The 23,595-nt window shown below is 54.2% G+C and carries 19 protein-coding genes; 9 read left to right on the top strand and 10 right to left on the bottom strand.

Annotated features, from left to right (window positions below; genetic code table 11):
• Positions 1-70 precede the first annotated feature (70 nt).
• Positions 71-2,263 (bottom strand): acylase, encoded by a 2,193-nt coding sequence (locus HF685_RS07260; RefSeq protein ID WP_246218796.1) that lies wholly within the window; start codon positions 2,261-2,263, stop codon positions 71-73.
• A 159-nt stretch (positions 2,264-2,422) separates the two neighbouring features.
• Here HF685_RS07260 and clpB point away from each other — a divergent pair, with 159 nt between their 5' ends.
• Positions 2,423-5,017: an ATP-dependent chaperone ClpB gene (gene clpB, locus HF685_RS07265; RefSeq protein WP_168818949.1), complete on the top strand. Its 2,595-nt coding sequence runs from the start codon at positions 2,423-2,425 to the stop codon at positions 5,015-5,017.
• Positions 5,018-5,054: 37 nt separating this feature from the next.
• Entirely contained in the window at positions 5,055-6,098 is a 1,044-nt protein-coding gene (locus HF685_RS07270) for a hypothetical protein (RefSeq protein WP_168818950.1), read from the top strand.
• A 455-nt stretch (positions 6,099-6,553) separates the two neighbouring features.
• Here the strand turns inward: HF685_RS07270 and HF685_RS07275 are convergent, their stop codons facing one another.
• The 3 genes from HF685_RS07275 to HF685_RS07285 all read right to left on the bottom strand — a co-directional run bounded on the left by HF685_RS07275 (position 6,554) and on the right by HF685_RS07285 (position 10,579).
• Positions 6,554-6,856: a hypothetical protein gene (locus tag HF685_RS07275; protein WP_168818951.1), complete on the bottom strand. Its 303-nt coding sequence runs from the start codon at positions 6,854-6,856 to the stop codon at positions 6,554-6,556.
• 198 nt (positions 6,857-7,054) lie between these two features.
• The gene (locus HF685_RS07280) at positions 7,055-7,417 is read right to left on the bottom strand and encodes a hypothetical protein (RefSeq protein WP_211051426.1); all 363 of its coding nucleotides are present in this window, start codon (positions 7,415-7,417) and stop codon (positions 7,055-7,057) included.
• Between the two features lie 75 nt (positions 7,418-7,492).
• Complete coding sequence (locus HF685_RS07285; protein ID WP_168818953.1) at positions 7,493-10,579, bottom strand: TonB-dependent receptor domain-containing protein; 3,087 nt, start codon at positions 10,577-10,579, stop codon at positions 7,493-7,495.
• Between the two features lie 438 nt (positions 10,580-11,017).
• On the opposite strand from HF685_RS07285, the gene HF685_RS07290 reads away from it, so the two are divergent.
• Entirely contained in the window at positions 11,018-11,503 is a 486-nt protein-coding gene (locus HF685_RS07290) for a hypothetical protein (protein WP_211051430.1), read from the top strand.
• A 32-nt stretch (positions 11,504-11,535) separates the two neighbouring features.
• On the opposite strand, the gene HF685_RS07295 is transcribed toward HF685_RS07290, so the two are convergent.
• The 3 genes from HF685_RS07295 to xseA form a co-directional block, all read right to left on the bottom strand.
• Positions 11,536-12,447, bottom strand: coding sequence for a M23 family metallopeptidase (locus HF685_RS07295; RefSeq protein WP_246218797.1), 912 nt, complete (start codon positions 12,445-12,447; stop codon positions 11,536-11,538).
• 2 nt (positions 12,448-12,449) lie between these two features.
• The gene (locus HF685_RS07300; RefSeq protein ID WP_168818955.1) at positions 12,450-12,656 is read right to left on the bottom strand and encodes a DUF2093 domain-containing protein; all 207 of its coding nucleotides are present in this window, start codon (positions 12,654-12,656) and stop codon (positions 12,450-12,452) included.
• 70 nt (positions 12,657-12,726) lie between these two features.
• A complete protein-coding gene (gene xseA / locus HF685_RS07305) occupies positions 12,727-14,241 on the bottom strand; it encodes an exodeoxyribonuclease VII large subunit (RefSeq protein ID WP_168818956.1) in 1,515 nt (504 codons plus the stop codon).
• Between xseA and purD the strand changes: the two genes are divergently transcribed.
• Together purD and HF685_RS07315 are read left to right on the top strand one after the other, a co-directional pair.
• The gene (gene purD / locus HF685_RS07310) at positions 14,240-15,526 is read left to right on the top strand and encodes a phosphoribosylamine--glycine ligase (RefSeq protein ID WP_168818957.1); all 1,287 of its coding nucleotides are present in this window, start codon (positions 14,240-14,242) and stop codon (positions 15,524-15,526) included. The genes xseA and purD overlap by 2 nt on opposite strands.
• Positions 15,527-15,744: 218 nt before the next feature.
• Complete coding sequence (locus tag HF685_RS07315) at positions 15,745-16,761, top strand: NADP-dependent oxidoreductase (protein ID WP_168818958.1); 1,017 nt, start codon at positions 15,745-15,747, stop codon at positions 16,759-16,761.
• Between the two features lie 46 nt (positions 16,762-16,807).
• Here HF685_RS07315 and HF685_RS16095 read toward each other — a convergent pair whose 3' ends face one another.
• Together HF685_RS16095 and HF685_RS07325 are read right to left on the bottom strand one after the other, a co-directional pair.
• Positions 16,808-17,125: a hypothetical protein gene (locus HF685_RS16095; RefSeq protein ID WP_211051432.1), complete on the bottom strand. Its 318-nt coding sequence runs from the start codon at positions 17,123-17,125 to the stop codon at positions 16,808-16,810.
• A 376-nt stretch (positions 17,126-17,501) separates the two neighbouring features.
• A protein-coding gene (locus HF685_RS07325) for an IS5 family transposase (protein ID WP_168818399.1) occupies positions 17,502-18,255 on the bottom strand; the annotation gives its coding sequence in 2 pieces (ribosomal slippage) (positions 17,502-17,925 and positions 17,924-18,255; 756 coding nt in all).
• Positions 18,256-18,373: 118 nt separating this feature from the next.
• Between HF685_RS07325 and HF685_RS07330 the strand changes: the two genes are divergently transcribed.
• Complete coding sequence (locus HF685_RS07330; protein ID WP_168818960.1) at positions 18,374-19,009, top strand: imm11 family protein; 636 nt, start codon at positions 18,374-18,376, stop codon at positions 19,007-19,009.
• 73 nt (positions 19,010-19,082) lie between these two features.
• On the opposite strand, the gene HF685_RS16100 is transcribed toward HF685_RS07330, so the two are convergent.
• Positions 19,083-19,304: a hypothetical protein gene (locus HF685_RS16100; protein WP_211051435.1), complete on the bottom strand. Its 222-nt coding sequence runs from the start codon at positions 19,302-19,304 to the stop codon at positions 19,083-19,085.
• A gap of 403 nt (positions 19,305-19,707) precedes the next feature.
• On the opposite strand from HF685_RS16100, the gene HF685_RS07340 reads away from it, so the two are divergent.
• From HF685_RS07340 to HF685_RS07350, 3 genes are all read left to right on the top strand, one after another.
• Positions 19,708-20,340, top strand: coding sequence for a hypothetical protein (locus tag HF685_RS07340; protein WP_168818961.1), 633 nt, complete (start codon positions 19,708-19,710; stop codon positions 20,338-20,340).
• Positions 20,341-20,670: 330 nt separating this feature from the next.
• Positions 20,671-22,461, top strand: a complete 1,791-nt coding sequence (locus HF685_RS07345; RefSeq protein WP_246218798.1) for a vWA domain-containing protein — start codon at positions 20,671-20,673, stop codon at positions 22,459-22,461.
• A gap of 204 nt (positions 22,462-22,665) precedes the next feature.
• The gene (locus HF685_RS07350; RefSeq protein WP_168818962.1) at positions 22,666-23,448 is read left to right on the top strand and encodes an OmpA family protein; all 783 of its coding nucleotides are present in this window, start codon (positions 22,666-22,668) and stop codon (positions 23,446-23,448) included.
• Positions 23,449-23,595: the final 147 nt, after the last annotated feature.

The following is a 23,595-nucleotide window of genomic DNA, read 5'->3' on the forward strand; positions in this document are numbered from 1 at the left end:
ATCAAGTAAGGAGCAATTTTGCGTTAAGACATATCCGTGCTCCGCACTTGATGCGGAGCGTCCTTCGGAGTCATCTCTTACTCCGCACCACCTTCTCACTCTTCTTATGTTTCTCCAAATCCTTGGGATCAAACCACACCGGTTTCAGCTTCTTGTCGACAAACAGCTGCATCTGATCGGTATAATGCTTCGACTGGGGCCGCGTTGTCGCCGAACCGAACGGCTGGATGGAGCGCGAAGTGACCTTCCCGGCCTTGTCCCACTCGACAAACTGGATGAAGCTGTCGCCATGCCGCACCGATAGCCGCCCGTCGTCATCAATATCCCACAAGGTTGAAGCGCGGATCGTGTCGTTGCCGCCATCAATCGGCAGATCGACAGTGCCCTGCCGCAGCCGCAGCACTTCCATCATCGGCGGATCGATACGACCAAAATATTTGGTCAGATGGTCCACAACGAATTTCAGTTCCTTGCGCGGATCGGCCATGCCTTTGCGCTGATAATGCGAAGCATTGGCCGGGCGCAGCACCATCAATGCCAAGGCATCGGCGGGGCCTTTGCCATCCAGATCCCAATCCCAATTCGCCAGCAGCTTCTGCGCTTTGGCAAGCTCCGGCGCGTCTTTCAAATCAAGTGCAGCAATCCGCTTCATCCAGTCGCTTGAATATCCGGCTTTTTCATAGGCCGTATCATATTTTATCTTGCGCAATTCTTCATCTGTCAGCTTACCGTCTGCTGATGCTTTTTCCAGCACGACAATCGACCGCCGCGAGCGATTGGTCTCGTCATCCTCCACGCCCAGCAGCGGCGAATAAAATTCGCGCTTCAATTCATCTCCCGGCCCGGCGGCGATATAAGGCGTATTATTGGCATTCATTACATAACCGGAAGCCGGGTTTACATTGGCCGGGACACGCGTGAACGGCAGTGTTTTCTGCCACAGGTTTGCAGACGTATTGCCGGGCAGCACCGTTCGCCAGTCATAGCCCTTGGGCCGATCCGGGAACATCGCGTTATAATACATGCCGATATTGCCCTGGGCATCGGCATAGATAAAGTTGGTGGCGGGCACGCCCTGCCCAGCCATCGCCGCTTGCCATTCCTCAAAATTTTGCGCCTTGTTAATCCGATAATATTGGGTCAGCATATCGAGCTCATCCATGCCTGCATAGCGCAGTGCAAATGCGCCTTTTTCATTCATGACCACCGGCCCGTGGATCGAGCGATAGGCCATCTGCGGATAGGGAATGACGAATGGGCCGAACCTGATCTTCAGCCACACGCGCTTTTTCTGCAGCGGTTTCCACGCGCCATCAAATTGATACTGGCTGCGGGTCTGGTTGAGCTTGAGCTCGTATATATCGATCAGGTCCGGGCGATTGACGGTATTGGTCCAGCCAAGATTTTTATTATGCCCGAGAAATGGAAATGGCGAACCGGGGAAATTAGCTCCGGCAAAATCCCACCCTTCATCGCTGTGCACCACCAACTCATACCAGGCGACATTGCCGCGCAGCGGTTGATGGGAATTGGAAATCAGCCGGGTTTTGCCTTCTGGTGACAGGCTTGGCGCCACGGCATAAGCGTTGGAACCATTTTCGTCGGGGTCGCTACCGACCGGCGTTATGATTTTATCCTTACTCAACGGATGAACGGATTTCTCGTCGGTTGGTAATGACAGATCTGGCCCGCCCTCTCGGTAAAGCGGCTTATTCTGTGTCAGCGCCTCAATCGGTGCATTAAGCCCGAAGAAAAATGGCGAGCGCAGGACGAAACTGCGCGCGATATCGGGGCCGTTGACCGGGAATAATTTTGCCAGCTTCACCTCTTCAGGATGCTCCTCGGCATAATCATTGAGCCCCGACGCATAGCCCTCAAGCAGCGCGCGGACATCGGCTGGCAGATCATCATATTTGCGCTCTACCGTGCCGTTCACATCGAGCAGCGCCGCCACATAATCAATCGGCGCGCCATCCGCTCCATTGAGCGTTGCCAACCGCCCGCGAGTCATAGCGGTCACTTCCTGTAGCGTATCAAAATCATCTTCGGCATGGGCATAGGCCACGCCGTAAGCGACATCGGCATCGGTTTTGCCAAAAATATGCGGTACACCAAATTCATCACGGACAATCCGGGCCTCGTAGTCTCGAGCAGACGGCGGTGTTGCTGTCTCGACAGTCAAGGGTTCCCATAACGCCAATCCCACAGCGATAATGGCGATCAGAATCAGCAGAGCGATTCCGGTGCGCTTCAGTAATTTCACGTATTTGTCCTTCCCGACGGCGGCATATAGTGCACGCTCTTTACCTGTAGAGCCAGCTTACCATATTAATGGAAGAGAAAAAGTCATGTTTGAAGGTTGTGTTGCATGTATACAACACCATATTCATGACAAGATATTGAGATAAAACGGGACCAGCTTATGAATTTGGAAAAATTTACCGACCGCGCCAAAGGCTTCCTGCAATCCGCGCAAACCGTCGCCATTCGCATGAACCATCAGCAGATTACCGCAGCCCATTTGCTCAAAGCGCTGCTTGAAGATGAGCAAGGCATGGCATCCGGGCTGATCACCAGGGCTGGCGGTAATGCCAAACAAGCGCATCTTGCTGTGGACGAAGCTCTCGGTAAAATTCCAGCGGTTTCTGGCAGTGGCGCGCAGCAGACGCCGGGGCTGAATAATGATGCCGTTCGGGTGCTGGATCAGGCCGAGCAGATCGCGGAAAAAGCCGGTGACAGCTATGTCACCGTCGAGCGGTTGCTGCTGGCGCTCACGCTTTCCAAGGACACCGCTGCCGGCAAGGCATTGACCGACGCCGGTGTGACTTCCGAAGGGCTGAACACTGCAATCAACGAACTGCGCGGCGGGAAAACCGCGGATACCGCTTCAGCAGAAGACCGTTATGACGCGATGAAAAAATATGCGCGCGATCTGACCCAAGCGGCGCGTGACGGCAAGATGGATCCGGTCATCGGTCGCGACGAGGAAATCCGTCGCACGATCCAGATTCTGGCGCGGCGGACCAAGAATAATCCGGTTCTCATCGGGGAGCCAGGCGTGGGGAAAACCGCGATTGCAGAGGGACTTGCCCTGCGCATTGCCAACGGCGACGTGCCCGATAGTCTCAAGGACCGCCGGTTGATGGCACTGGATATGGGTTCGCTAATAGCGGGGGCAAAATATCGCGGCGAATTCGAAGAACGGCTCAAGGGCGTGCTCGATGAAGTGCGCGGCGCGGATGGCGAGATCATCCTGTTCATTGACGAGATGCATACGCTGATTGGCGCGGGAGCATCGGAAGGCTCGATGGATGCCTCCAATCTGCTCAAGCCCGCTCTGGCGCGCGGCGAACTGCATTGCATCGGCGCAACCACGCTGGATGAATATCAGAAATATGTCGAGAAAGACCCTGCCCTGCAACGGCGCTTTCAACCTGTCACTATTGGTGAACCGACAGTGGAAGATACCATCTCGATTTTGCGCGGCCTGAAGGAAAAATACGAACTGCATCATGGTGTGCGGATCACCGATGGCGCACTGGTGAGCGCGGCAACCTTGTCGCATCGCTATATTTCAGACCGTTTTCTGCCCGACAAAGCCATCGATTTAATGGACGAAGCGGCCTCGCGCATCCGCATGGAGGTGGAGTCCAAACCGGAGGAAATCGAAAATCTTGATCGGCGGATCATCCAGCTGAAAATTGAGCGCGAGGCGCTCTCGAAAGAAACGGACGACGCATCCAAATCGCGACTGGAAGCGCTCGAGAAGGAACTGGCTGATCTCGAAGAACAGTCTGCCGAATTGACCACGCGCTGGCAGGGCGAGAAAGACAAGATCCACGCCGAAGCCCATTTGAAAGAGCAGCTTGACGCGGCTAGACTGGAGCTCGAGCAAGCCGAACGCGCGGGCGATCTCGCCAAGGCGGGCGAGCTGAGTTACGGAAAAATTCCAGATCTCACCCGGGAACTGGAAGAAGCCAGTGGCGCGACCGACGGAGCCATGCTCCGCGAGGAAGTCGTCAGTGAAGATATTGCATCCGTCGTGTCGCGCTGGACCGGCATTCCTGTCGACAAGATGCTGGAAGGCGAGCGCGAGAAATTGCTCGATATGGAGAACCTGATTGGCAAGCGGGTGATCGGCCAGAAGGACGCGATCGAGGCGGTATCGGCTGCGGTGCGCCGTTCGCGCGCAGGCTTGCAAGACCCCAATCGGCCGCTCGGTTCGTTCCTGTTCCTCGGCCCCACCGGCGTCGGCAAAACCGAACTCACCAAGGCGCTTGCCGGGTTCCTGTTTGATGACGACCAGGCGATGGTCCGCATTGATATGTCCGAATTTATGGAGAAGCACAGCGTTTCCCGCCTGATCGGCGCGCCTCCGGGCTATGTCGGCTATGATGAGGGTGGCGTCCTCACCGAAGCGGTGCGGCGGCGGCCCTATCAGGTCATCCTGTTCGATGAGGTCGAAAAGGCGCACGGCGATGTCTTCAACGTGCTGCTACAGGTACTCGACGATGGTCGCCTGACCGACGGCCAGGGCCGCGTGGTGGACTTTTCCAATACGCTGATCATCCTCACGTCCAACCTTGGCAGCCAGTATATGGCTAATCTCAAGGATGGCCAGAAGGTCAGGGATGTTGAGCCTGAAGTAATGGACGTTGTCCGCGCCCATTTCCGTCCCGAATTTTTAAACCGGCTAGACGAAATCATCCTGTTCCACCGTCTTGCCGAGGAACATATGGCGCCAATTGTCGAAATTCAGGTTGGGCGGGTGCAAAAATTGCTCGAGGATCGCAAGATTAAACTGGAATTGACCGATGCTGCCAAACGCTGGATCGGCCGCGTGGGTTATGATCCCGTATATGGCGCAAGGCCGCTAAAACGCGCGATCCAGAAATATCTGCAGGACCCGCTGGCTGACCTTATCCTGCGCGGCGAAGTCCCGGATGATAGTGTTGTCAAGATTGATGAAGGCGACGGTGCACTGAAGATGGAGCCGGTCGCAACGGTAGCAGCTTGATCTTGCACATCGCAGCTTGAGTGGGCAGAATGCAGCAATGGCCAAAGTGACAAGACAAGCCGAAATCATCGGCAATGCGGATTATTTGGCACACCGCTATGACGAAGTTGCGGATGGCTTTCGATTTATCGATGTCCCTAGGGAGGTGCACCGCAATTGCACGTTCATTACCGATAAGCATTTACCGAATGTCGATCAGTATGAGTTTATCGACCGCGCAAATGTGGGGCAAGCTGCTATCAAGACCGCGCCGGTGCACTTTATTTTCCATTCCGCTTATTGCTGCTCGACGATGCTCGCCCGCGCGTTTGATATGCCTGGCATTGCAATGGGGTTGAAGGAGCCTGTTGTCCTTAACGATATGATTGGCTGGCGCAGACGCGGGGCAGACCCTCGGAAACTTGCCGCCGTGCTCGATCAATCGTTGAAACTTCTGGCAAGGCCGATGGGCGATGATCAGGCAATCATTATCAAGCCATCGAATATCTGCACACCTTTGGCCATTCCCGCACTAAAATCGCGGCCGGATTCCAAGGCCCTGCTGCTTTATGCTCCGCTTCAATCTTATCTCAAGTCGATCGCGAAAAAGGAGATGTGGGGTCGCATCTGGGTTCGCGACGTCCTGATTGGCACACTCAAAGACGGGTACGCTATCGGCGGTTTTTCGCAGGAAGAATTGCTGCAACTCACCGATTTGCAGGTCGCTGCGATCGGATGGCTTTCGCAGCATGCAGCCTTTGCGAAGATCATCGCACTAATCGGTAGCGACAGGGTCAAGACGCTTGATAGCGACAGTTTGCTAGTGCATCGGCGTGAAACACTGGAGGCGCTTAGCCTGTTGTTCAATCTGGACATGGATGCAGAAACGGTTGGCCAGTGCCTTGATGGGCCAGCCTTTAACAGTCATTCGAAACTCGACCAGGCGGTGAGCGGAGAAATTTTTGATGCCGACGCCCGAAGGCGGGAGCAGGACAGAATGGAGGAGCTATACGGTGCGGAGATTGAGATGGTATCAAACTGGGCCGAAGCGGTCGCGAAAAGCCAAGGCATCGAAATGGAAATCGGCTCAAAGTTGATCTGATGAGAAGCGTCAAAAGGCGCGAATATTGCTGTTCATATCTTGGCGAAACCTTGAGCTACAGTCCGTTATTGTTCGTCGCTGATTGAATGTACTCAAGAGGTTCCTTCGTATATTGATAGCCTGAACGGCCAAATTCCGGCCATTGCTGATCGGTTATATATACCCGACACTTTTTCGCCCGCGAACCAACAATGGACCCAGATCTGCATCGAACATAGTCCGAACTATTTCGGTCGGTTATCGGTTTGGCCGTTTCGACAATTAACTCTAACAAAGGAAATTGGCTAGCTGAAGGATGGTGTCGGTTTGTCGAGCATCAGCAGTCGCAGCGACTAACGCGAGACATGCAGAACCGGGCACAACTCCGAGAAATATTGGTCGGGATATCGAAGCTATCACCCCGCTTGCTTGCGAAATCCGGAATGCTCACCCCACGGCAATCCATCGATCACTGATCAATTGCTAGAATTTGCTCCCGACTGCAGTCCTTCCAGCATCTCACGGGACTCAGCAGAGCCCTTCTGCGTGTAGGCAACCCACTCCCGATTGGTCATGCACACGCGGTTTTTTCGAGAGAGAGACCCTATGATTGGTTCTGACCGACACCGTATATAGTCGGGATGACTGCGGTCCGTGATTTTTTTCGGCTTCTCCGCCTTCTTGGCCACTTCTGTCGCTTTCACAGCATCCTTATCTTTGGCTAGCGCGGGTGCCACAAGAAGAGCAGTCGAGGCAATTGCCAGAAAAAAAATCTTCATGTTAAATCTCCAAATGCGGCCGAAAAACGTTCTGGCGTCAGGCAATTCACTTGGAATTGCACTTAGAGGTTTGACGCCGCTATGACGCTGAAGTGCTTTTTTATAATCAGCCCATCCATTTCGTCAAGTTTCGACGGACCGAAAACGGTTTTTATCCCGGAGAACCTAGAACAACGTCCGCTCCTAAAACAGACTTGTTCAGGGCACGTCGGTCCGCATGCCGCCAGCGAAATCATCCATAAGTTCATTCGCTCTTTTATTGCCTTCCTGGATATGCGCGGCCCACTGCTTATTTGTCATGCAAACCCGACGCTTCTTTGCCAAAGTACCAATGATAGGCTCACTCCGGCAGCGAATATAATCCGGATGCCGACGATCTGTTATCTTGCGCGGCTTTTTATCTTTGGCGTCGGCAGCTGTAGCAACAACAGCGGGTTTGCCCGTTTCTTGAGCATGACCAGTTGCAGCCACAAACAGCGCGGCACAGAAGAGTGTTCCGACAGATTTATGCAGAAAATTCATACTCAATACTCCAATCCTGGAAAGGACCTCGGGTAACAAATCGAGGCATTGATGCCAACGAAAAAGGGCGGACCAAACGGCCCGCCCTCTTTGTTTTCAATCCAATCGTAAAGATTAGAAACTGAACTTAACGCTCGCGCCATAACGACGACCCAGGGCATCATAAGACGATGGGTATGTGTTACCGCTGTTGAACGATGTTGAACCAATGTCGTTACCAACAACAGTCGGCTTGTTATCGAACAGGTTCTGCGCGGTAAGCGTGAACAATACGTTCTCGGTGACATCCCACTGGAAGGAAAGGTCAAAGTAGCTTTCCGCAGGGATTCTGGTGAAGTCAACATCACCGAACAATGGAGAGTTACCGATGAACGCAGCGCCGTTTTCAGCGATGTCCAATGGTTCCTGCTCAATGCCGCTCAGGTAGCGCCAGCGCAATGACAATGTGTAATCTTCGTCAAATGTCAGCGACGTCCGTTGTGAGAAGCTGAACTCAGACTGCGGTGAACCACAGTTGACGGAGAAGAAGCCTACACACTCGCGGTTGATGCTTGTTGGCGAAGCCTGGAAAGTCTGGCTGTTCGTCCAGGTACCATCGAATGACAGCGCGAGGCCGATCATGTCGGTGAGGTCTGTTTTGTAACGAACGCTCAGATCAATACCATCTGTCGCGATTGCACCAAGGTTGCTCTGCTGGAGAATCAAGCCTTTTGTCGAAGCAGGGTCACCATCGATACCGCCAGTGAACGGGTTACGAGAGATAAACTGCTGCGAACAGAAAGGATTGGCCGCAGATGGTGCGTTGAAACAGGCAGCGATCGCATCACCAGGTGTTGGAGCAGAAATTGCTCCTGTGATGTCGATGTTGAAGTAATCAACGGTCACCGAGAGGCCAGGAACAGCATCAGGCTGGAAGGCTACGCCGACTGTCCAGGTTTTTGCTGTTTCCGTTCCAAGGTTCAGGTTACCACCGGTCGTGACGTTGATCTGACCAGCAGCAGGCGGCGCAAGCGTACCTGCTGTAATCGCTGCGATACCAGGGCTTCCGGCAGGAAGCTGGGCCAAACAAGCAGCAAGCAGATTGCCGGTTGGAGCGACAGGACCCTGGCAAGGATCGTTGGCAAGGTTGCTCAATCCGGTAGACACTGGCGTAAACAATTCACCAATGTTCGGCGCACGTGACGAACGCTGGTAGTTACCACGGAAGGTCAGACCGGGAATCACTTCCCAGCTACCGCCAGCTTTCCAAGTGAACTCGGTACCAGCAGTCGAATAATCCGAATAACGGGCACCCAGGTCGATGGTCAGGCTTTCAGCAAAAGACTCGCCTTCAAACACCGGAATGCTCAGTTCGCCAAAGGCATCATATACGTCATATGAACCATTGATGTCTGGAGCAGCACCGCCGCCGCCGACAACCGCGCCAGGTGTCTGCGAAGCTTCGTCAGACAAACGGGTTGCAGTAAATGCACGATATTCACCACCGACAGCAAACTGAATTGGAGTCTCGGAAAAACCGAACCCTAGGTCACCCGTAATGTTACCGTTAACCGTTGCGATGCTTGTTCCGGTGATCACTTGCTGTGTGAGGTTGAACACATAATCTTGTGCAGCCTGAGGACCAAGATTTCCTTCGGCGCCGAACAGGTTGATCGGCGCACAGCCGTCACCGCTGCCGGAGACACACTGACCGTTTGGCAGTGAAAGCAGGGAATTCTGCAAACGATTGAAACGGGCAAAGCCACTCTGGCGTTGAATCCGCTCACTCTCGCCGTATGTTGCCGAGATATCATAGTTGATATTGTCGGTAATTGCACCACGAGCACCCACGACGAGGTTGAACAAGGTGGACGTATATTCGGAGTCACGTGTTCCGACTTCTACCGTACGACGACGGACCTGTGACGAGAAAGTTACGTAATTCGGGTTAGCTGAACCGTCAGCCAAAGTTGGGCCGAATGGCGTGGTCCGCGCAGCGGTGTAAGCTGCACCAAATAATCCCAAACCGTTACCAAAACGCTGAGCAATTGCTTCAGGAATCGTCGGGTTGTTCAGGTTCAACTGATACACGTTGAAGAATGAACCACCTGGCGCAATTTTCGTTGCAACCGTATTCTTGGAGAAAACAGCCTGCGAGTAGAGCTCAACATTTTCGTTGATCTCATAACGCGCCGAACCGAAGATGTTAAACCGTTCAAATGGAGTCTGATAAAGGTTGAACGGGTTAAAGTTGAACGGGTTCGGGTTGAAAGAAGCCTCAAGATCGGTCCCTGTCTGGTTGATCTGGCGAGCAATATTCGGGGTAAATCCGAAACCGTTGTAGGTTGTGCGACGGCCGTTATTGGCAGGGTTTACGCTGCCTACAACCAGAGGACAGTTTGCTGCAACTGGAAACAATGCCATGTCACAAACGCTGGTTGGGTCGCGCAACGCATTGAAAACAATGTTCGCAGGAACGGCATTCGAAGAACCCGATGCCCGACCGGTGAAAGAACCAACGTTATCAGCACCAAAAGAACGGTCGCCCTGAAGAACAGGATCCTGATCCTGGTAGCCAACGCTCAGAACCACGTTACCGCGTCCGTCGTCAAAATTGGCACCAATGGTCAAATCGGTACGGAAAACGTTACCGTCACCTTGTTCAGTGATCTGCTGAGAAGCATTTAATTCGATGCCGGCAAAATCACGCTTGGTGATGAAGTTGACAACACCGGAAATGGCGTCCGCACCATAAGTGGTAGTCGCACCACCGGTCAGAACGTCGGTGCGTTCGATAACAGCCAATGGAATGTTGTTAAGATCGACACGACCGGTTGTGTCAGCAGGAACGAAGCGGCGTCCGTCAAGCAGGACAAGGTTACGGACCGAACCGATACCACGAAGGTTGACGAAGAATGAACCGCCGTTGCCGTTGTTCACAGCAGAACCAACACTCGGGATTGCCGAAGGCAGTTCGCGAAGGAACTGTTCAGCGGTGTTGGTCTGACGCAGCTCAAGCTCTTCAGACGTCACAACGCCAACAGGGCTGGACAGCTCAAGGTTCGGGTTGCTGATGCGCGAACCAGTAACAATAATGGTGTTTTGCTCAACAGCGTCTGCTTCTTGCGCGTCTTGATCCTGCGCAAATGCAGGAGCAGAAACCATGGCGATTCCGAGCACCATTGGTGCAACAGACGCTTTCAGGTTTGTAAATTTTCTCATTTTATTCCAGTCCCTTATTCTGGCGAGGTTGACCAGTATGGGCAACCCCCGGTTGTTAGCCGGTGAAAATCAGCACGCCCCAAACGCACGGACTTTTCCACCGAATTGGCCCGCAGATGCAACATGGCTGCGGCGCTGTAAAGCTTCTGTTCATGGACGAAGGCAGTTTTTGTATATAATGTTACTATTTTGTCACAGTGAGGCTTCGCCAAATCGGTGGCTAAATGATGCTCTGCACGATTCGTATTTTTTGGTCGGCGCATTCCGGCAAGCCATCATTAACATTCGATTGCCTAAAGGTTCCGATCTGGTAAGTTTCGCAAAATCGCGACGAGCAATGATCAAATTTGGAGTTTTAAGATGGTATGGGAAAAATGCGAACAAAGTTTAATGGCCAGTGCACTGGCGGGATCAGCGCTGCTTTTCGCTATACCTGCAATGGCTCAGACCAAAGAAGAAAGGCTAACCGCACCGCCAGCATTATACACCGACCTCATCGCATGCAAAACACTGCCGGATGCCAGCGCTCGGCTTGCGTGCTATGATGCGAAGGTTGCGGCCCTTGAAACGGCACAGACCAACAACGAGGTAGTCATTGCCGATCGCGAGCAAGTTCGGGAAGCGCGGAAAGGGTTGTTCGGCCTTTCCCTGCCCCGGATAAACCTGTTCGGCGGCGATGGCGATGAAGGCAGCGATATTGCCCAGATTGATGGCGTCATCAAAAGTGCAAAAACATCTCGTAGTGGCAAATGGTTGATCACGCTCGAAGATGGCGCTGTCTGGCAGCAGACCGATGCTCCCAGAAGCACTATGCGGCAACCGAAACCCGGGGACAGCATTACTATTGAACGGGCTGCACTGGGAAGCTTCCTCGCCAAAGTTAATGATGGGCGGGGCTTCAAGGTCATACGGCTAGTCAACTAACAGGGCCGCACTCGTAAGAAGTAGAGAGCGTTCTACCCCTGCGGACCTGTCAGTAATATCGGATCAATCCGCGCCTGGTTCCATTTCATCGACCAATGGAGATGCGGGCCGGTTGCACTGCCGGTTGAGCCGACCCGGCCAATAGGCTCGCCGCGCTTCACTTGCTGGCCTTGTTTCACCAATATTTCCGAGCTGTGCAGGAAGGCGCTGTTGAGACCCATACCGTGGTCGATCATCAGCAGATTGCCTTCAAGCGTAAACGGGCTCGATGCGGCCAGCGTCACCACGCCGTCTGCCGGGGCTACATAATAGGTACCGTTTGGCGCAGCAATATCCATGCCGCTATGATAGCTGCCTGGATCACCATTATAGACGCGCTGGTTGCCGAACATCCCGGAGATGCGCCCTTTGACAGGCCAGATAAAAGTCTGTTTCCAGCCCTTACTGTCGCTGACCACGCGCCTTGCTGCATTGATCTGGGCTAGCTCCGGTGCGCGCCGGGCCTGAAATGCGGCGCTGCTGGTGGTCGCCCGCCGGTTGATTGCGACATGCTCTATCTTCCAGTTGCGCGGGGCGATATTGATGAATTTGCGCACTGTTTCGCCATTTTCCAATGTTGCAACCAAATTGGCCGCCTGCCCGGCATCGCGGTTAAACGCGATAATGAACTTGCCGTCTTCATCGACCGGAATAGGCTCACCCTCAAAAGTCAGACTGCGTGTGCCAGCAGGCGCATCGCCAATCATCACTCCGCCCTGGATAGCCTCGCCGGAAAAACCGAATTTTACCGCTTGGCGAAATTCCGATTCCCCGGCCGCATTTGCGTCGGTCGCGCTATTGGATTCTGCCCAGACGCTGGCAGCGGGAATAGCGACGCCCGCAAGAATGCCGACACCGAGTAATAGTTTTACCTTTTTACGGGAAACAGCGCCTAACATCTGCATATTTATTTCCCTTCCGGCGAATGGGCGCGAGCGGAAATCTGGGCCGTTGCATAGGGCTCCTGCTTTTCAACGCTCCAGTAGCGCAATTCTTCCAGGGCGATTTTCTCGCCAGAGACCGCGCAAATCACATGGTCGCCATTGGACAGCGGCCGGAAGCCGTTGGGCATGTAATGAAGCTTCGCAGCCTTGTTTCGATTGGACATTAACATGAGCGTGAAACTACCCCCTGGACCATTTACAGCTTATGAACTGTAGCGAATCAATTAACAAAAATTGCGCCTAGAATAAATCCTGTTGCCTGTCATCCGCCGGTTTTTTGACTCGTTTGGGCTTGGCCGCAGGTTGCGACGCCTGTTTTTCGGTCACCAATGGGTTATCGGGAGCCACCCTTGGCCGACTCGTTTGGACTGCCGCGCCGACAATCTCGGCATCCACTGTGCCATCATGGAAGTGGAGATTGACTGCGCCTGCAAATAGCGCATCCTCCCTGCTGCCGATAAACTGGCCTCGCGCTGACGATACCCGTGCGTAGCCACGTTTTAGGGGGCCGTCTGGAGAAACCTGATTGAGCAGGCGCGCAAGACCATCTAGCCGCTGGGCAGCTTCGCCCACGCGTTTGGTCAACAGGGCCGGAGACAGTTTAACCGCTTCCAGTCGTTCCATCGCCCGGTCGTGATAACGCCGCAATACAGCCGGTTTTAAAGCGCCATCGGACAGGGAAAACCGGCTGCGCGCTGATGATATCGCTTGGCCCAGCGCATATTTCATCGCTTCGGACAGCTCATCCAACCGCTGCTGATGCGGGCGAAGCAGATCGGTGAGGGCGGGCATCAGCCGGCGCTGCGCTTCCAGTCGCTCCTGCGCTGTCGAGAGCCCGCGTTGCACCGAACGCGCCATCCGCGCCTTTGATTCGGAGAGCGATGCCAGCCATTCCGCACGCACCGGAACCGCCATTTCGGCAGCAGCGGTCGGCGTTGGTGCGCGCAGATCGGCGGCAAAATCACATAACGTGGTATCGGTTTCATGGCCGACTGCTGAAATCAGCGGGATGGAGCAATTGGCCACCGCGCGCACCACTTCCTCCTCGTTGAAACTCCACAAATCCTCAATCGAACCGCCGCCCCGCGCAACAATAACCAGATCAGGCCGCTCTGCCGCTCCATCCTCTGGCATGTTGGAGAAACCATTAATCGCCGCCGCAATCTGTTTGGCTGCACCTTCGCCCTGCACCAATACCGGCCAGACAATGACGTGGCTTGGGCAGCGATCCGCCAGTCTGTGCAATATGTCGCGAATCACCGATCCGGTCGGCGATGTCACCACGCCAATGGTCTTTGGCAAAAAAGGAATTGCGCGCTTGCGGTCCGCATCAAACAGCCCTTCTCCGGCAAGCTTGGCTTTCAGCTTTTCGAAAAGCTGCATCAGCGCGCCTTCGCCCGCCAATTCCATCTTGTCGATCACGACCTGATATTTGGAACGCCCCGGATAAGTAGTCAGCTTGCCGGACACGACCACTTCTATTCCGTCTTCGGGCGCAAAGGCCAAGCGCCCCGCATTGCCCTTCCACATCACGCCGTCCAGAACCGCCTTGTCGTCCTTCAACGCCAGATAAACATGGCCGGAAGCCGCGCGTTTATAGCCAGAAATCTCGCCGCGTATCCGCACATAGCCAAAGCGATCCTCGACCACGCGCTTCAGCGATCCGGAAATTTCCGAAACGGATAGCGGCGGGGCATTGTCGCCTTGATTGGTCTCCGCTAGAAGTTTGGCGTCTAATGAGAGGGAATCGTCCATGAATATCCTGTTACTCGGCTCTGGTGGCCGTGAACATGCCTTGGCCTGGAAGCTGGCGCAATCCCCAAATGCCCAGAAGCTGTTCGCCGCACCCGGCAATCCCGGCATCGCGCAGGAGGCAGAACTCGCCGATATTGATATAACCGATCACGGAGCAGTGGTAACCTTTTGTCAGCTCAATCAGGTGGAACTGGTGGTGGTTGGCCCAGAAGCGCCGCTGGTCGACGGTATCGCCGACTATCTTCGTGCCGCCGATCTGCTGGTGTTCGGCCCTGATAAAGCCGCCGCGCAACTGGAAGGCTCCAAGGGTTTTACCAAAGACCTGTGCAAACGCGCCGGGATACCGACCGCCGCCTATGTCAGGACCGCTTCGGCCGATGAAGCCTTGGCCGCTCTCGATGATTTTTCGATTCCCGTCGTAATAAAGGCCGATGGTCTTGCCGCCGGCAAAGGCGTGATTATCGCCGAAACCCGGGATCAGGCGACCAAGGCGATTACGGATATGTTCCACGGCAGCTTCGGCGAAGCGGGCGCAGAAGTGGTGATCGAGGAGTTTCTGACCGGCGAGGAAGCGAGCTTCTTTGCCATCACCGATGGCAACACCGTCGTTCCCTTCGGCACCGCACAAGATCACAAACGCGTCGGTGACGGCGATACCGGCCCGAATACTGGTGGCATGGGCGCGTATAGTCCCGCTCCAGTGCTGACCAAGGCGCTGCAACAGCAGGTGATGGACGAGATCATCCAGCCGACCATCGATACGCTGGCGGCAGACGGCACGCCCTATAATGGCGTGTTGTTCGCCGGCCTGATGCTCACCGAAACCGGCCCGCAACTGATTGAATATAATGTCCGTTTTGGCGACCCGGAATGTCAGGTGCTAATGATGCGGCTCGAAAGTCACCTCGCCCGCATCCTGATTGCCACGTCGCTGGGCGAGCTCGGGGAAATTCCTGAACCCGTGTTTAACCCGCAAACTGCGCTATCCGTGGTCTTGGCCGCAGATGGCTATCCTGACAACCCGGGAACCGGCGGCAAGATAAGCAACCTGCGCGATGCGGAGAAAGTCGGCGCGAAGATTTTCCATGCCGGTACCGCTGTGGTGGACCGCGATCTGGTGGCCAATGGCGGGCGCGTGCTAAACGTCACCGCGCTGGGCGCAAACGTCACCGAAGCCCAGGCCAAAGCCTATGCCGCCGTCGACAAGGTCGATTTCCCCAGCGGATTTTGCCGCCGCGATATCGGTTGGCGGGAAGTGGAGCGGGAAGCTTCCTCGAGGGATTGAATGGCGGCAAAAGTTGCAAAAGTGCCGCGCAGCGTGAGCTGGGCAAATGTCGCAATCGCGGAAGTTGGCGGTTTGGGCGTTTTCGAGGGGCGGATAGGGGCCGAAAACAGGCGCGGTTGTTTGCGTTAGGGTGCGCGACAGGTTGCGAGAAGGCAGTTGGTGCATTTGGTAAATAGCCGCTACAGCAGAAGTTGAACCAGTTGAAAAAGGAAAATAATATGCGTGCATGGGCCCTCAAAAGTCGCCCCACCGGAACCCCGGTGGCGGATAATTTCCAGATGATCGAAGCAGCCGATGCGCCGCTGGGCGAAGGCGAGTTTCGCATTGCCAATAGCTGGCTTTCGGTCGACCCTTATATGCGCGGGCGGATGAATGACGTGAAAAGCTATGCGCCCCCCTTTGCTCTTGGTGAAGCGATGACCGGCGGCGCTGTTGGCGAAGTTACCGAAAGCAATAATGCCGATTATCCGGTCGGCTGCAAAGTTCTGCATATGGCGGGATGGCGCGATACGGTCGTCGCTGGCGGCAGCAATCCTCCCGAAGGCGGCATGCCGCCCGTCAAGCTTCCTGATCTGGGCGTCCCCGATCAGCACTGGCTCTCGATCATCGGCATGCCCGGCGGCACCGCCTGGTTTGGCCTGCTCAATGTCGGCGCGGCCAAAGAAGGCGAAACGGTTTTTGTATCGGCAGCCGCTGGCGCGGTTGGCTCCACCGTCGTCCAGATCGCCAAGGCCAAGGGCATGACCGTTATCGGGTCAGCCGGCGGCGCAGACAAATGCGCCTGGGTCAAAGAAATCGGCGCGGATGCTTGCTTGGATTATAAATCCGGCCCGGTATTGCCCCAATTGCGGGCTGCGCTCAAGGAACTCGGCAAATCCGGCGTCGATGTCTATTTTGACAATGTCGGCGGCGAGCATCTGGATGCGGCGCTCGCCTGTTCCAACGAACGCGCGCGGGTGGCCGTCTGCGGGATGATCGACGTTTACAACGAGCAGCAACCCCAATCGATGCAATATCTGACGATGATCATCGGCCTGCGGATCAAGATCGAAGGCTTCCTCTACCCCGATTTCGCCGCGCAAGTCCCCGAGTTTAATGCGGGCATGGCCGAGCTGATCGCATCGGGCAAAGTCAAGAGCCGCGAGACGGTGATGGACGGGCTGGAAAAAGCACCAGACGCGTTTATCGGGCTGTTTACCGGCGCGAACACGGGCAAGATGCTGGTCAAGGTTTAGGGCTTTGGGCGGGTGCGAATTATAGGGGCAGGTTAGCCGGGCATCCTCACGGTGTTCCAAACACACGCAACTTCGCTTTTTCGATATTCTCACCCCCTTCTCCCTCGAGGGAGAAGGGGCAATGAGGTGTAAACCGGGGAATGTTGCAACTGATGTCTAATTGAAAAGGATGAGGATGAGTTTGGGGGTTATTGCAACTGTCACCGTAATTCCCGGTTCTGGCTTCCATGGCCGCTGCCTCTGCCAGCAAATCGAGATAAAGCGCGTAGTCGCCATCTTCAAAAAATGTCTTCTCGCGCCTATTCCCGCGCTGGGCGACATGATGCGGGATGCCGAGGATAACGATGCGGGGAAGCCGAGCCAAATGCAGGGGCGATAATAGTTTGGGGGTTATTGCAACTGTCACCGTAATTTCTGGGGTTTATTGCAACTGTCACCGTAATCAAACTGTCACCGTAATTCGAATGATGGCAGCATAAGTTTTCACTTATTCATGGCCGTTAATGTCAAATCATGCATCACTAGTTACCTGAACGCGAATTTTACAAAAAACCAAAGAATAGATATTGCAATAATATCTCCAGATGACATGGTGCAATCAGGGGAGTTTGTTGTTCGTGCGTGATTCTTTGGGTGGCTTGCGGAAAATTGATAGAGTTTGGGCGCGGTGCGGTGGCACTGCGGGTGGTCAGCTTTGTCAAAAATTCGGGAGGGCGGCATGTATTTAGGGTCCAGACTCATTATAGCCACCAGATTACGGTAGCAGCTATGGCGATGGTTGCCATAAAGGTTTTGATATTGCGGTCGAAGCGTGTTGCGACACGACGCCAGTCCTTGAAGCGGCAGAACATGCGCTCGACGACATTGCGCTGTTTGTAGATGGCGGGATCGCAGTCAAGTTTGACCTTGCGATGCCGCTTGGGCGGGATAACGGCGGTGGTACCACGAGAGGCGAGCCAGTCGCGCAGATCATTGCTGTCATATCCTTTGTCGCCAACCAGTTCAGCAGACGGTGGCATTGCCGCGATACACTGCTTGGCGACCTTCATATCGTGCACGTTCCCGGGCGTTAGCAGGAGGACACAGGGTCTTCCTTTTATATCGCAGATGGCGTGGAGCTTGGTGTTCCGGCCGCCCCGTGTCTGGCCGATACCATTGGCCAAGGCCCCCTTTTGCGCCTCCGGCAGTCCGGTGGACCTTGATGCAACTGCTGTCGATGAACAGCCTGTCTGGTACGCCCTCGGCTCCAGCCAGAGCACTGAAGATATCTTCCCATATCCCGCGCTCGGCCCAGCGTACGAAGCGGTTATAGAGTGTCTTCTTCGGCCCATAAACCGGCGGACAATCACTCCAGCGCCCGCCGCTTTGTAACGCGTGGACAATCCCCGAAAGCACGCGCCGGTCATCGACACGCAGTATGCCGCGCGTCTTCGTCGGCAAAAGCGGCTCAATCCGCGCCCACTGCTCATCCGAAAACCAAAAGAAATCAGACATATCCAATACCTCCTTGCTCAAGACATTGAATCACAATTATATCACTTTGGGAATCCCGTTAATGGGTCTGGACCCTAGTAAACTGTCACCGTAATCTAGAAAAAAGGAAGATACCGGCATGAGTAAGGAAATCGTGTGGGCGAGCAATGCCATGATAAATCCGGCTATGCTGCGACCGATCAGGCATGATTTGGCAGAAAGCGGGGAGATTAATAAGCAAAAATCCTTACTTGCAGCAAAAGAAAATCCACAAGGTAAGGCTCTTTCCAAAGAATATTTTCCTGATGAAATCTTCGTCGCAAAAGATGCAAATACTAATTACGAAAATTTGCCGCATCTTTTCTACGCCTACGGCTATTGGGTAGTTTCCGGCGAGGTTGCTGATGTGATGCGCCAGTTTGATCTGGGCGGCTGTAATCTTTATCCGACAAACGTGTTTCGCAAGGATCGCAAGACATCGATCGGTGACAAATGGTTTTGCCTCAATTTCGGAAATGTTAAGCAGGCATTTATAGGAAATGAATCAACGGCGGTCAGCAAATTCGGCAGTGGTACTACGGATCGTTGGAATGCCCCAACAATTTTGAAGGATGGGCAGCTTGTTGTCAGAAGTTCTGCTTTATCTGGGCCTGACATTTGGATTGATGCAAAAATATTTAATATTTTTTTCGTCAGCAACCGTTTGGCAAGGGCGTTGAAGGCCGCGAAGGTGGCGACGCCATTTGGTCTTAAAAAATGTGTAATCGTAGGTTAACTGGCGTAGTCGCTTGAGGGGTTGTTAGATGGCTGAATTGAAACTTGAATTACGGTGACAGTTGCAATAACCCCTAAACCCATATTTTTGCCTTAGCCTTTCCCTGCGGCGCTGGGCCGCGTTTTGCTGGGGCAAGCTTGTGCCCGGTTCTGGCTTCCATGGCCGCTGCCTCTGCCAGCAAATCGAGATAAAGCGCGTAGTCGCCATCTTCAAAAAATGTCTTCTCGCGCCTATTCCCGCGCTGGGCGACATGATGCGGGATGCCGAGGATAACGATGCGGGGAAGCCGAGCCAAATGCAGGGGCGATAATAGTTTGGGGTTATTGCAACTGTCACCGTAATTTCTGGGGTTTATTGCAACTGTCACCGTAATCAAACTGTCACCGTAATTCGAATGATGGCAGCATAAGTTTTCACTTATTCATGGCCGTTAATGTCAAATCATGCATCACTAGTTACCTGAACGCGAATTTTACAAAAAACCAAAGAATAGATATTGCAATAATATCTCCAGATGACATGGTGCAATCAGGGGAGTTTGTTGTTCGTGCGTGATTCTTTGGGTGGCTTGCGGAAAATTGATAGAGTTTGGGCGCGGTGCGGTGGCACTGCGGGTGGTCAGCTTTGTCAAAAATTCGGGAGGGCGGCATGTATTTAGTAAACTGTCACCGTAATCTAGAAAAAAGGAAGATACCGGCATGAGTAAGGAAATCGTGTGGGCGAGCAATGCCATGATAAATCCGGCTATGCTGCGACCGATCAGGCATGATTTGGCAGAAAGCGGGGAGATTAATAAGCAAAAATCCTTACTTGCAGCAAAAGAAAATCCACAAGGTAAGGCTCTTTCCAAAGAATATTTTCCTGATGAAATCTTCGTCGCAAAAGATGCAAATACTAATTACGAAAATTTGCCGCATCTTTTCTACGCCTACGGCTATTGGGTAGTTTCCGGCGAGGTTGCTGATGTGATGCGCCAGTTTGATCTGGGCGGCTGTAATCTTTATCCGACAAACGTGTTTCGCAAGGATCGCAAGACACCGATCGGAGACAAATGGTTTTGCCTTAATTTCGGGAATGTTAAACAGGCATACTATGGCGGAGGAAGAAATCCGACGCCAAATTATCCGGAGCCACCTGTAAGGCATGCCGCTCCGACTATTTTGAAGGATAATATGCTGCAAATTGGGCAAGAAGCCCTAAAAGGCTCAGATATTTGGATTGATAGCCAGATCAGAGATACGTTTTTCCTTAGTGACCGTTTGGCAAGGGCGTTGAAGGCCGCGAAGGTGGCGACGCCATTTGGTCTTAAAAAATGTGTAATCGTAGGTTAACTGGCGTAGTCGCTTGAGGGGTTGTTAGATGGCTGAATTGAAACTTGAATTACGGTGACAGTTGCAATAACCCCTAAACTCTAAACCCATATTTTTGCCTTAGCCGTTCCCTGCGGCGCCGGGCCGCGTTTTGCCGGGGCAAGCTTGTGCCCGGTTCTGGCTTCCATGTCTGTAGCTACGGCGACAGGTGAAACAACCCCCAATCTCTTAATGGCCCCCATAGCATAATAGCTATCGCCCCCAAAAATGTAACAACATATCATTCGTTCACATTCCAGTCACCTTTACTCCGGCACCTTTGGTCTCAGGGTTGAATTGGGAGGGACTGTCATGCGGCAATATCATATTTTTTCAAAAGCACTCTGCGGGCTGGCCGCGATCGGGCTGGTCGGCGCGCCGAGCGCTCCTGCGGCTGATGCGCGCTCTATTGCGCGGCCACCGGTGGTCAATCCAGTCAATTGCAGCATTTTTGCCCGGCCGCAATATGAGCGGCAGGCCGTTAGCGGCAATCGTGCGCGTACGGGCGCGGTCAGGACGCAGCCTTCGATGGCTCCGCCACCTCCGCCTCCGCCTCCGCCGCCGCCACCACCTCCTCCATCAATCGCGCCAGCACCCGCCAGCAAGGCGATTGCCAGCGGCGCGGTGGCGCAGGAAAGCCGGATCGCGCCTTATCCTTACCCCTATCCGCGCCCGCAACCGCAACCGCAGGACCAGGAAAAATATGATGGCAAGGACGTCGCCAGCATCAAGCGGGTGGCCGACGAACCGGTTTCAACCTTTGCCGTGGATGTCGACACCGGCAGCTATTCCAATGTCCGGCGCTTCCTGAATGACGGCCAGATGCCGCCGCAAGCCGCTGTGCGGACAGAGGAAATGATCAACTATTTCCGCTATGATTATCCGCGACCAACGAGCCGCGACGTTCCGTTCAGCGTTTCAACCGATATATCGACAACGCCGTGGAACGAGGCCAGCCGCTTGTTGCGCATCGGCCTGCGCGGTTATGATGTCGACAGCGCCGAGCGGCCCCGCGCCAATCTGGTGTTTCTGGTCGATGTTTCGGGATCGATGAACAGCCAGGACAAATTGCCGCTGGTGAAATCGACGCTAAGCGCGCTCGCCAATGAACTGCGCAGCGATGACCGGGTATCGATTGTCGTCTATTCGGGAACCGTCGGCCTGTTGCTCGCGCCGACCTCGAACAAGGCGCATGTGAAAGAGGCGGTCGATTGCCTCTATGCCAGCGGTTCCACCGCGGGCGGCGATGCGCTGAAGCTTGCTTATTCGACCGCACGGCAGAATTTTCTCAAGGGCGGTATCAACCGGATCATCATGGCCACGGATGGTGATTTCAATGTTGGCACGTCGAACACTGACGAACTGAAAAAGATCGTCGCGAAAGAACGGGAATCGGGCGTAAACCTGACCATGCTCGGCTATGGCAGCGGCAATACCCGCGACGAGCTGATGGAGGGCATCGCCAATGTCGGCAATGGCAATTACGCCTATATCGACAGCGCGATGGAGGCACAGAAGGTCCTCGGCGAAGAGCTGAGCTCGACCCTGTTCACCATCGCCAAGGATGTGAAAATCCAGATTGAGTTTAACCCCGAGCACGTGAAGGAATATCGCCTGATCGGTTATGAAAACCGCCTGCTCGCCGAGGAAGATTTTGACAATGACCGTATCGATGCCGGCGATATTGGCGCAGGCCATCAGGTGACCGCGCTCTACGAGATCATGCCCGCGCGATCATCCGGTTGGCTGCCGGAACGCCGCTATCCGGCAAACCGGGTGGTTGAATGGCAGCCGGATTTTAAGGGTGAGATGGCCAATGTGAAGCTGCGCTACAAATTGCCGGGCGGTGATACATCGCGGTTGATTAGCCGGCAGATCGCTGCACGGGACTTGCGAAACGCGCAAAAACCCAGCGGCGACATGGCTTTTGCCATTGCTGTCGCGGCATTCGGCCAGAAATTACGGGGCGATAAATATCTGGGTGGATTTAACTTCAGCAATATCGACGGGCTGGCTGGCAGCGGTGGTGATTTCTGGCGGCAGGAATTCAGGAAGCTGAACAATCTGGCTGCCAGCAGATCGCCCGGTTCCGGCAAGAGTTGATTCGACAGGCCGGTAAATGCGTTAAAATATTAACCCTATTTGCTAAGTGATTGTCTCATATGGGGACAATTTTACCGCAACTGGACGTATTTTTAAATGGTCCCGGGCCTACACCAACTGGACTCACCATTAGTTTTCCGTCATTTTACCCGATCAATCAGAAAAATCGTGTAGAACGATATTCACGATGATGAAGGTGAAGCTATGGCCATGGATGTTGGGGGCAAAATATTGACAGGCGCGGCGGCGACAGCGCTGCTCGCATTTGTTGGGCATGTTGCAACGGGTGACAAGCTGATTTCCGGCTTGGAACAAAAATCACAAACGGAACTGACAGCGCAGGGCATGGATGGTGTCAAAGTGGCATTTGCCCGCGATCCACTATCGCGCACCGCTATCCTGGACGGTGATGTTGCAGATGACGTCAAACAAAAGGCAATGGCTGCAGTACTGGCTGTTCCCGGAGTATCCAGCGCGCGCTGGGCAGGTGATATCAATGTCGCGGCGGCTTCCTCCGGCAAAAATTCAGCGGGCGATGAGGCCAATGCCAATGACCCTGCGACGCAGGAAAAGATCGCCAAATGTCAGGATGGCGTCGATAAAACTATTGAAGGCAAAAAGCTGAGCTTCCGGTCAGGCAGCGCCTATGTGTCTCCGGCCTCGAACAAATTGCTTGATGAAGTGGCGGCGGCGCTCAAACCATGCGCTGGTCTGGCCATTGCAGTGAGCGGTCATACCGATGATAATGGCGATGCCGGAGTCAACAAGATCCTGTCGCAGGAACGCGCCGACCGGGTAGCCAAAGGCTTGGCAGAACGCGGTATCGCAGCGGATGTAATTACGGCAACCGGCTATGGCGCTGAAAAACCGTTGGCCAGCGGGTCCGGCGCAGCTGCAGACGCGCAAAACCGGCGCATCGAGTTTAAAGTGCAGGCCAAATCGGCAAACGGCGGTAACAATGATGCCGCCGGGCAACAGGGAGAATAAATCATGCCACTACTCATCGAAAGCCTGTTGCTACTCCTCATAACTTTTGCAATTGGGCTCGGCATCGGTTGGCTTATCTGGGGCCGTGACGGCGAAGAAGTCTAATGTCGGCAACACTGGTTGCTATCATAAACATCGGTTGAATAC

Origin of the sequence: Parasphingorhabdus halotolerans (assembly GCF_012516475.1) — a bacterium.
In the GTDB taxonomy this organism is placed as follows: Bacteria; Pseudomonadota; Alphaproteobacteria; order Sphingomonadales; family Sphingomonadaceae; genus Parasphingorhabdus; species Parasphingorhabdus halotolerans.

What these genes read in the sequence shown, in the direction of transcription:
- HF685_RS07330 (WP_168818960.1), top strand. Translation starts at nt 18,374, where the DNA reads ATGAGTAAGGAAATCGTGTGGGCGAGCAATGCCATGATAAATCCGGCT.
- HF685_RS07315 (WP_168818958.1), top strand. Translation starts at nt 15,745, where the DNA reads ATGCGTGCATGGGCCCTCAAAAGTCGCCCCACCGGAACCCCGGTGGCG.
- HF685_RS07270 (WP_168818950.1), top strand. Translation starts at nt 5,055, where the DNA reads ATGGCCAAAGTGACAAGACAAGCCGAAATCATCGGCAATGCGGATTAT.
- purD (WP_168818957.1), top strand. Translation starts at nt 14,240, where the DNA reads ATGAATATCCTGTTACTCGGCTCTGGTGGCCGTGAACATGCCTTGGCC.
- HF685_RS07300 (WP_168818955.1), bottom strand. Translation starts at nt 12,656, where the DNA reads ATGTTAATGTCCAATCGAAACAAGGCTGCGAAGCTTCATTACATGCCC.
- HF685_RS07290 (WP_211051430.1), top strand. Translation starts at nt 11,018, where the DNA reads ATGGCTCAGACCAAAGAAGAAAGGCTAACCGCACCGCCAGCATTATAC.
- HF685_RS07295 (WP_246218797.1), bottom strand. Translation starts at nt 12,447, where the DNA reads ATGCAGATGTTAGGCGCTGTTTCCCGTAAAAAGGTAAAACTATTACTC.
- clpB (WP_168818949.1), top strand. Translation starts at nt 2,423, where the DNA reads ATGAATTTGGAAAAATTTACCGACCGCGCCAAAGGCTTCCTGCAATCC.
- HF685_RS07275 (WP_168818951.1), bottom strand. Translation starts at nt 6,856, where the DNA reads ATGAAGATTTTTTTTCTGGCAATTGCCTCGACTGCTCTTCTTGTGGCA.
- HF685_RS07350 (WP_168818962.1), top strand. Translation starts at nt 22,666, where the DNA reads ATGGCCATGGATGTTGGGGGCAAAATATTGACAGGCGCGGCGGCGACA.
- HF685_RS07345 (WP_246218798.1), top strand. Translation starts at nt 20,671, where the DNA reads ATGCGGCAATATCATATTTTTTCAAAAGCACTCTGCGGGCTGGCCGCG.
- xseA (WP_168818956.1), bottom strand. Translation starts at nt 14,241, where the DNA reads ATGGACGATTCCCTCTCATTAGACGCCAAACTTCTAGCGGAGACCAAT.
- HF685_RS07285 (WP_168818953.1), bottom strand. Translation starts at nt 10,579, where the DNA reads ATGAGAAAATTTACAAACCTGAAAGCGTCTGTTGCACCAATGGTGCTC.
- HF685_RS07340 (WP_168818961.1), top strand. Translation starts at nt 19,708, where the DNA reads ATGAGTAAGGAAATCGTGTGGGCGAGCAATGCCATGATAAATCCGGCT.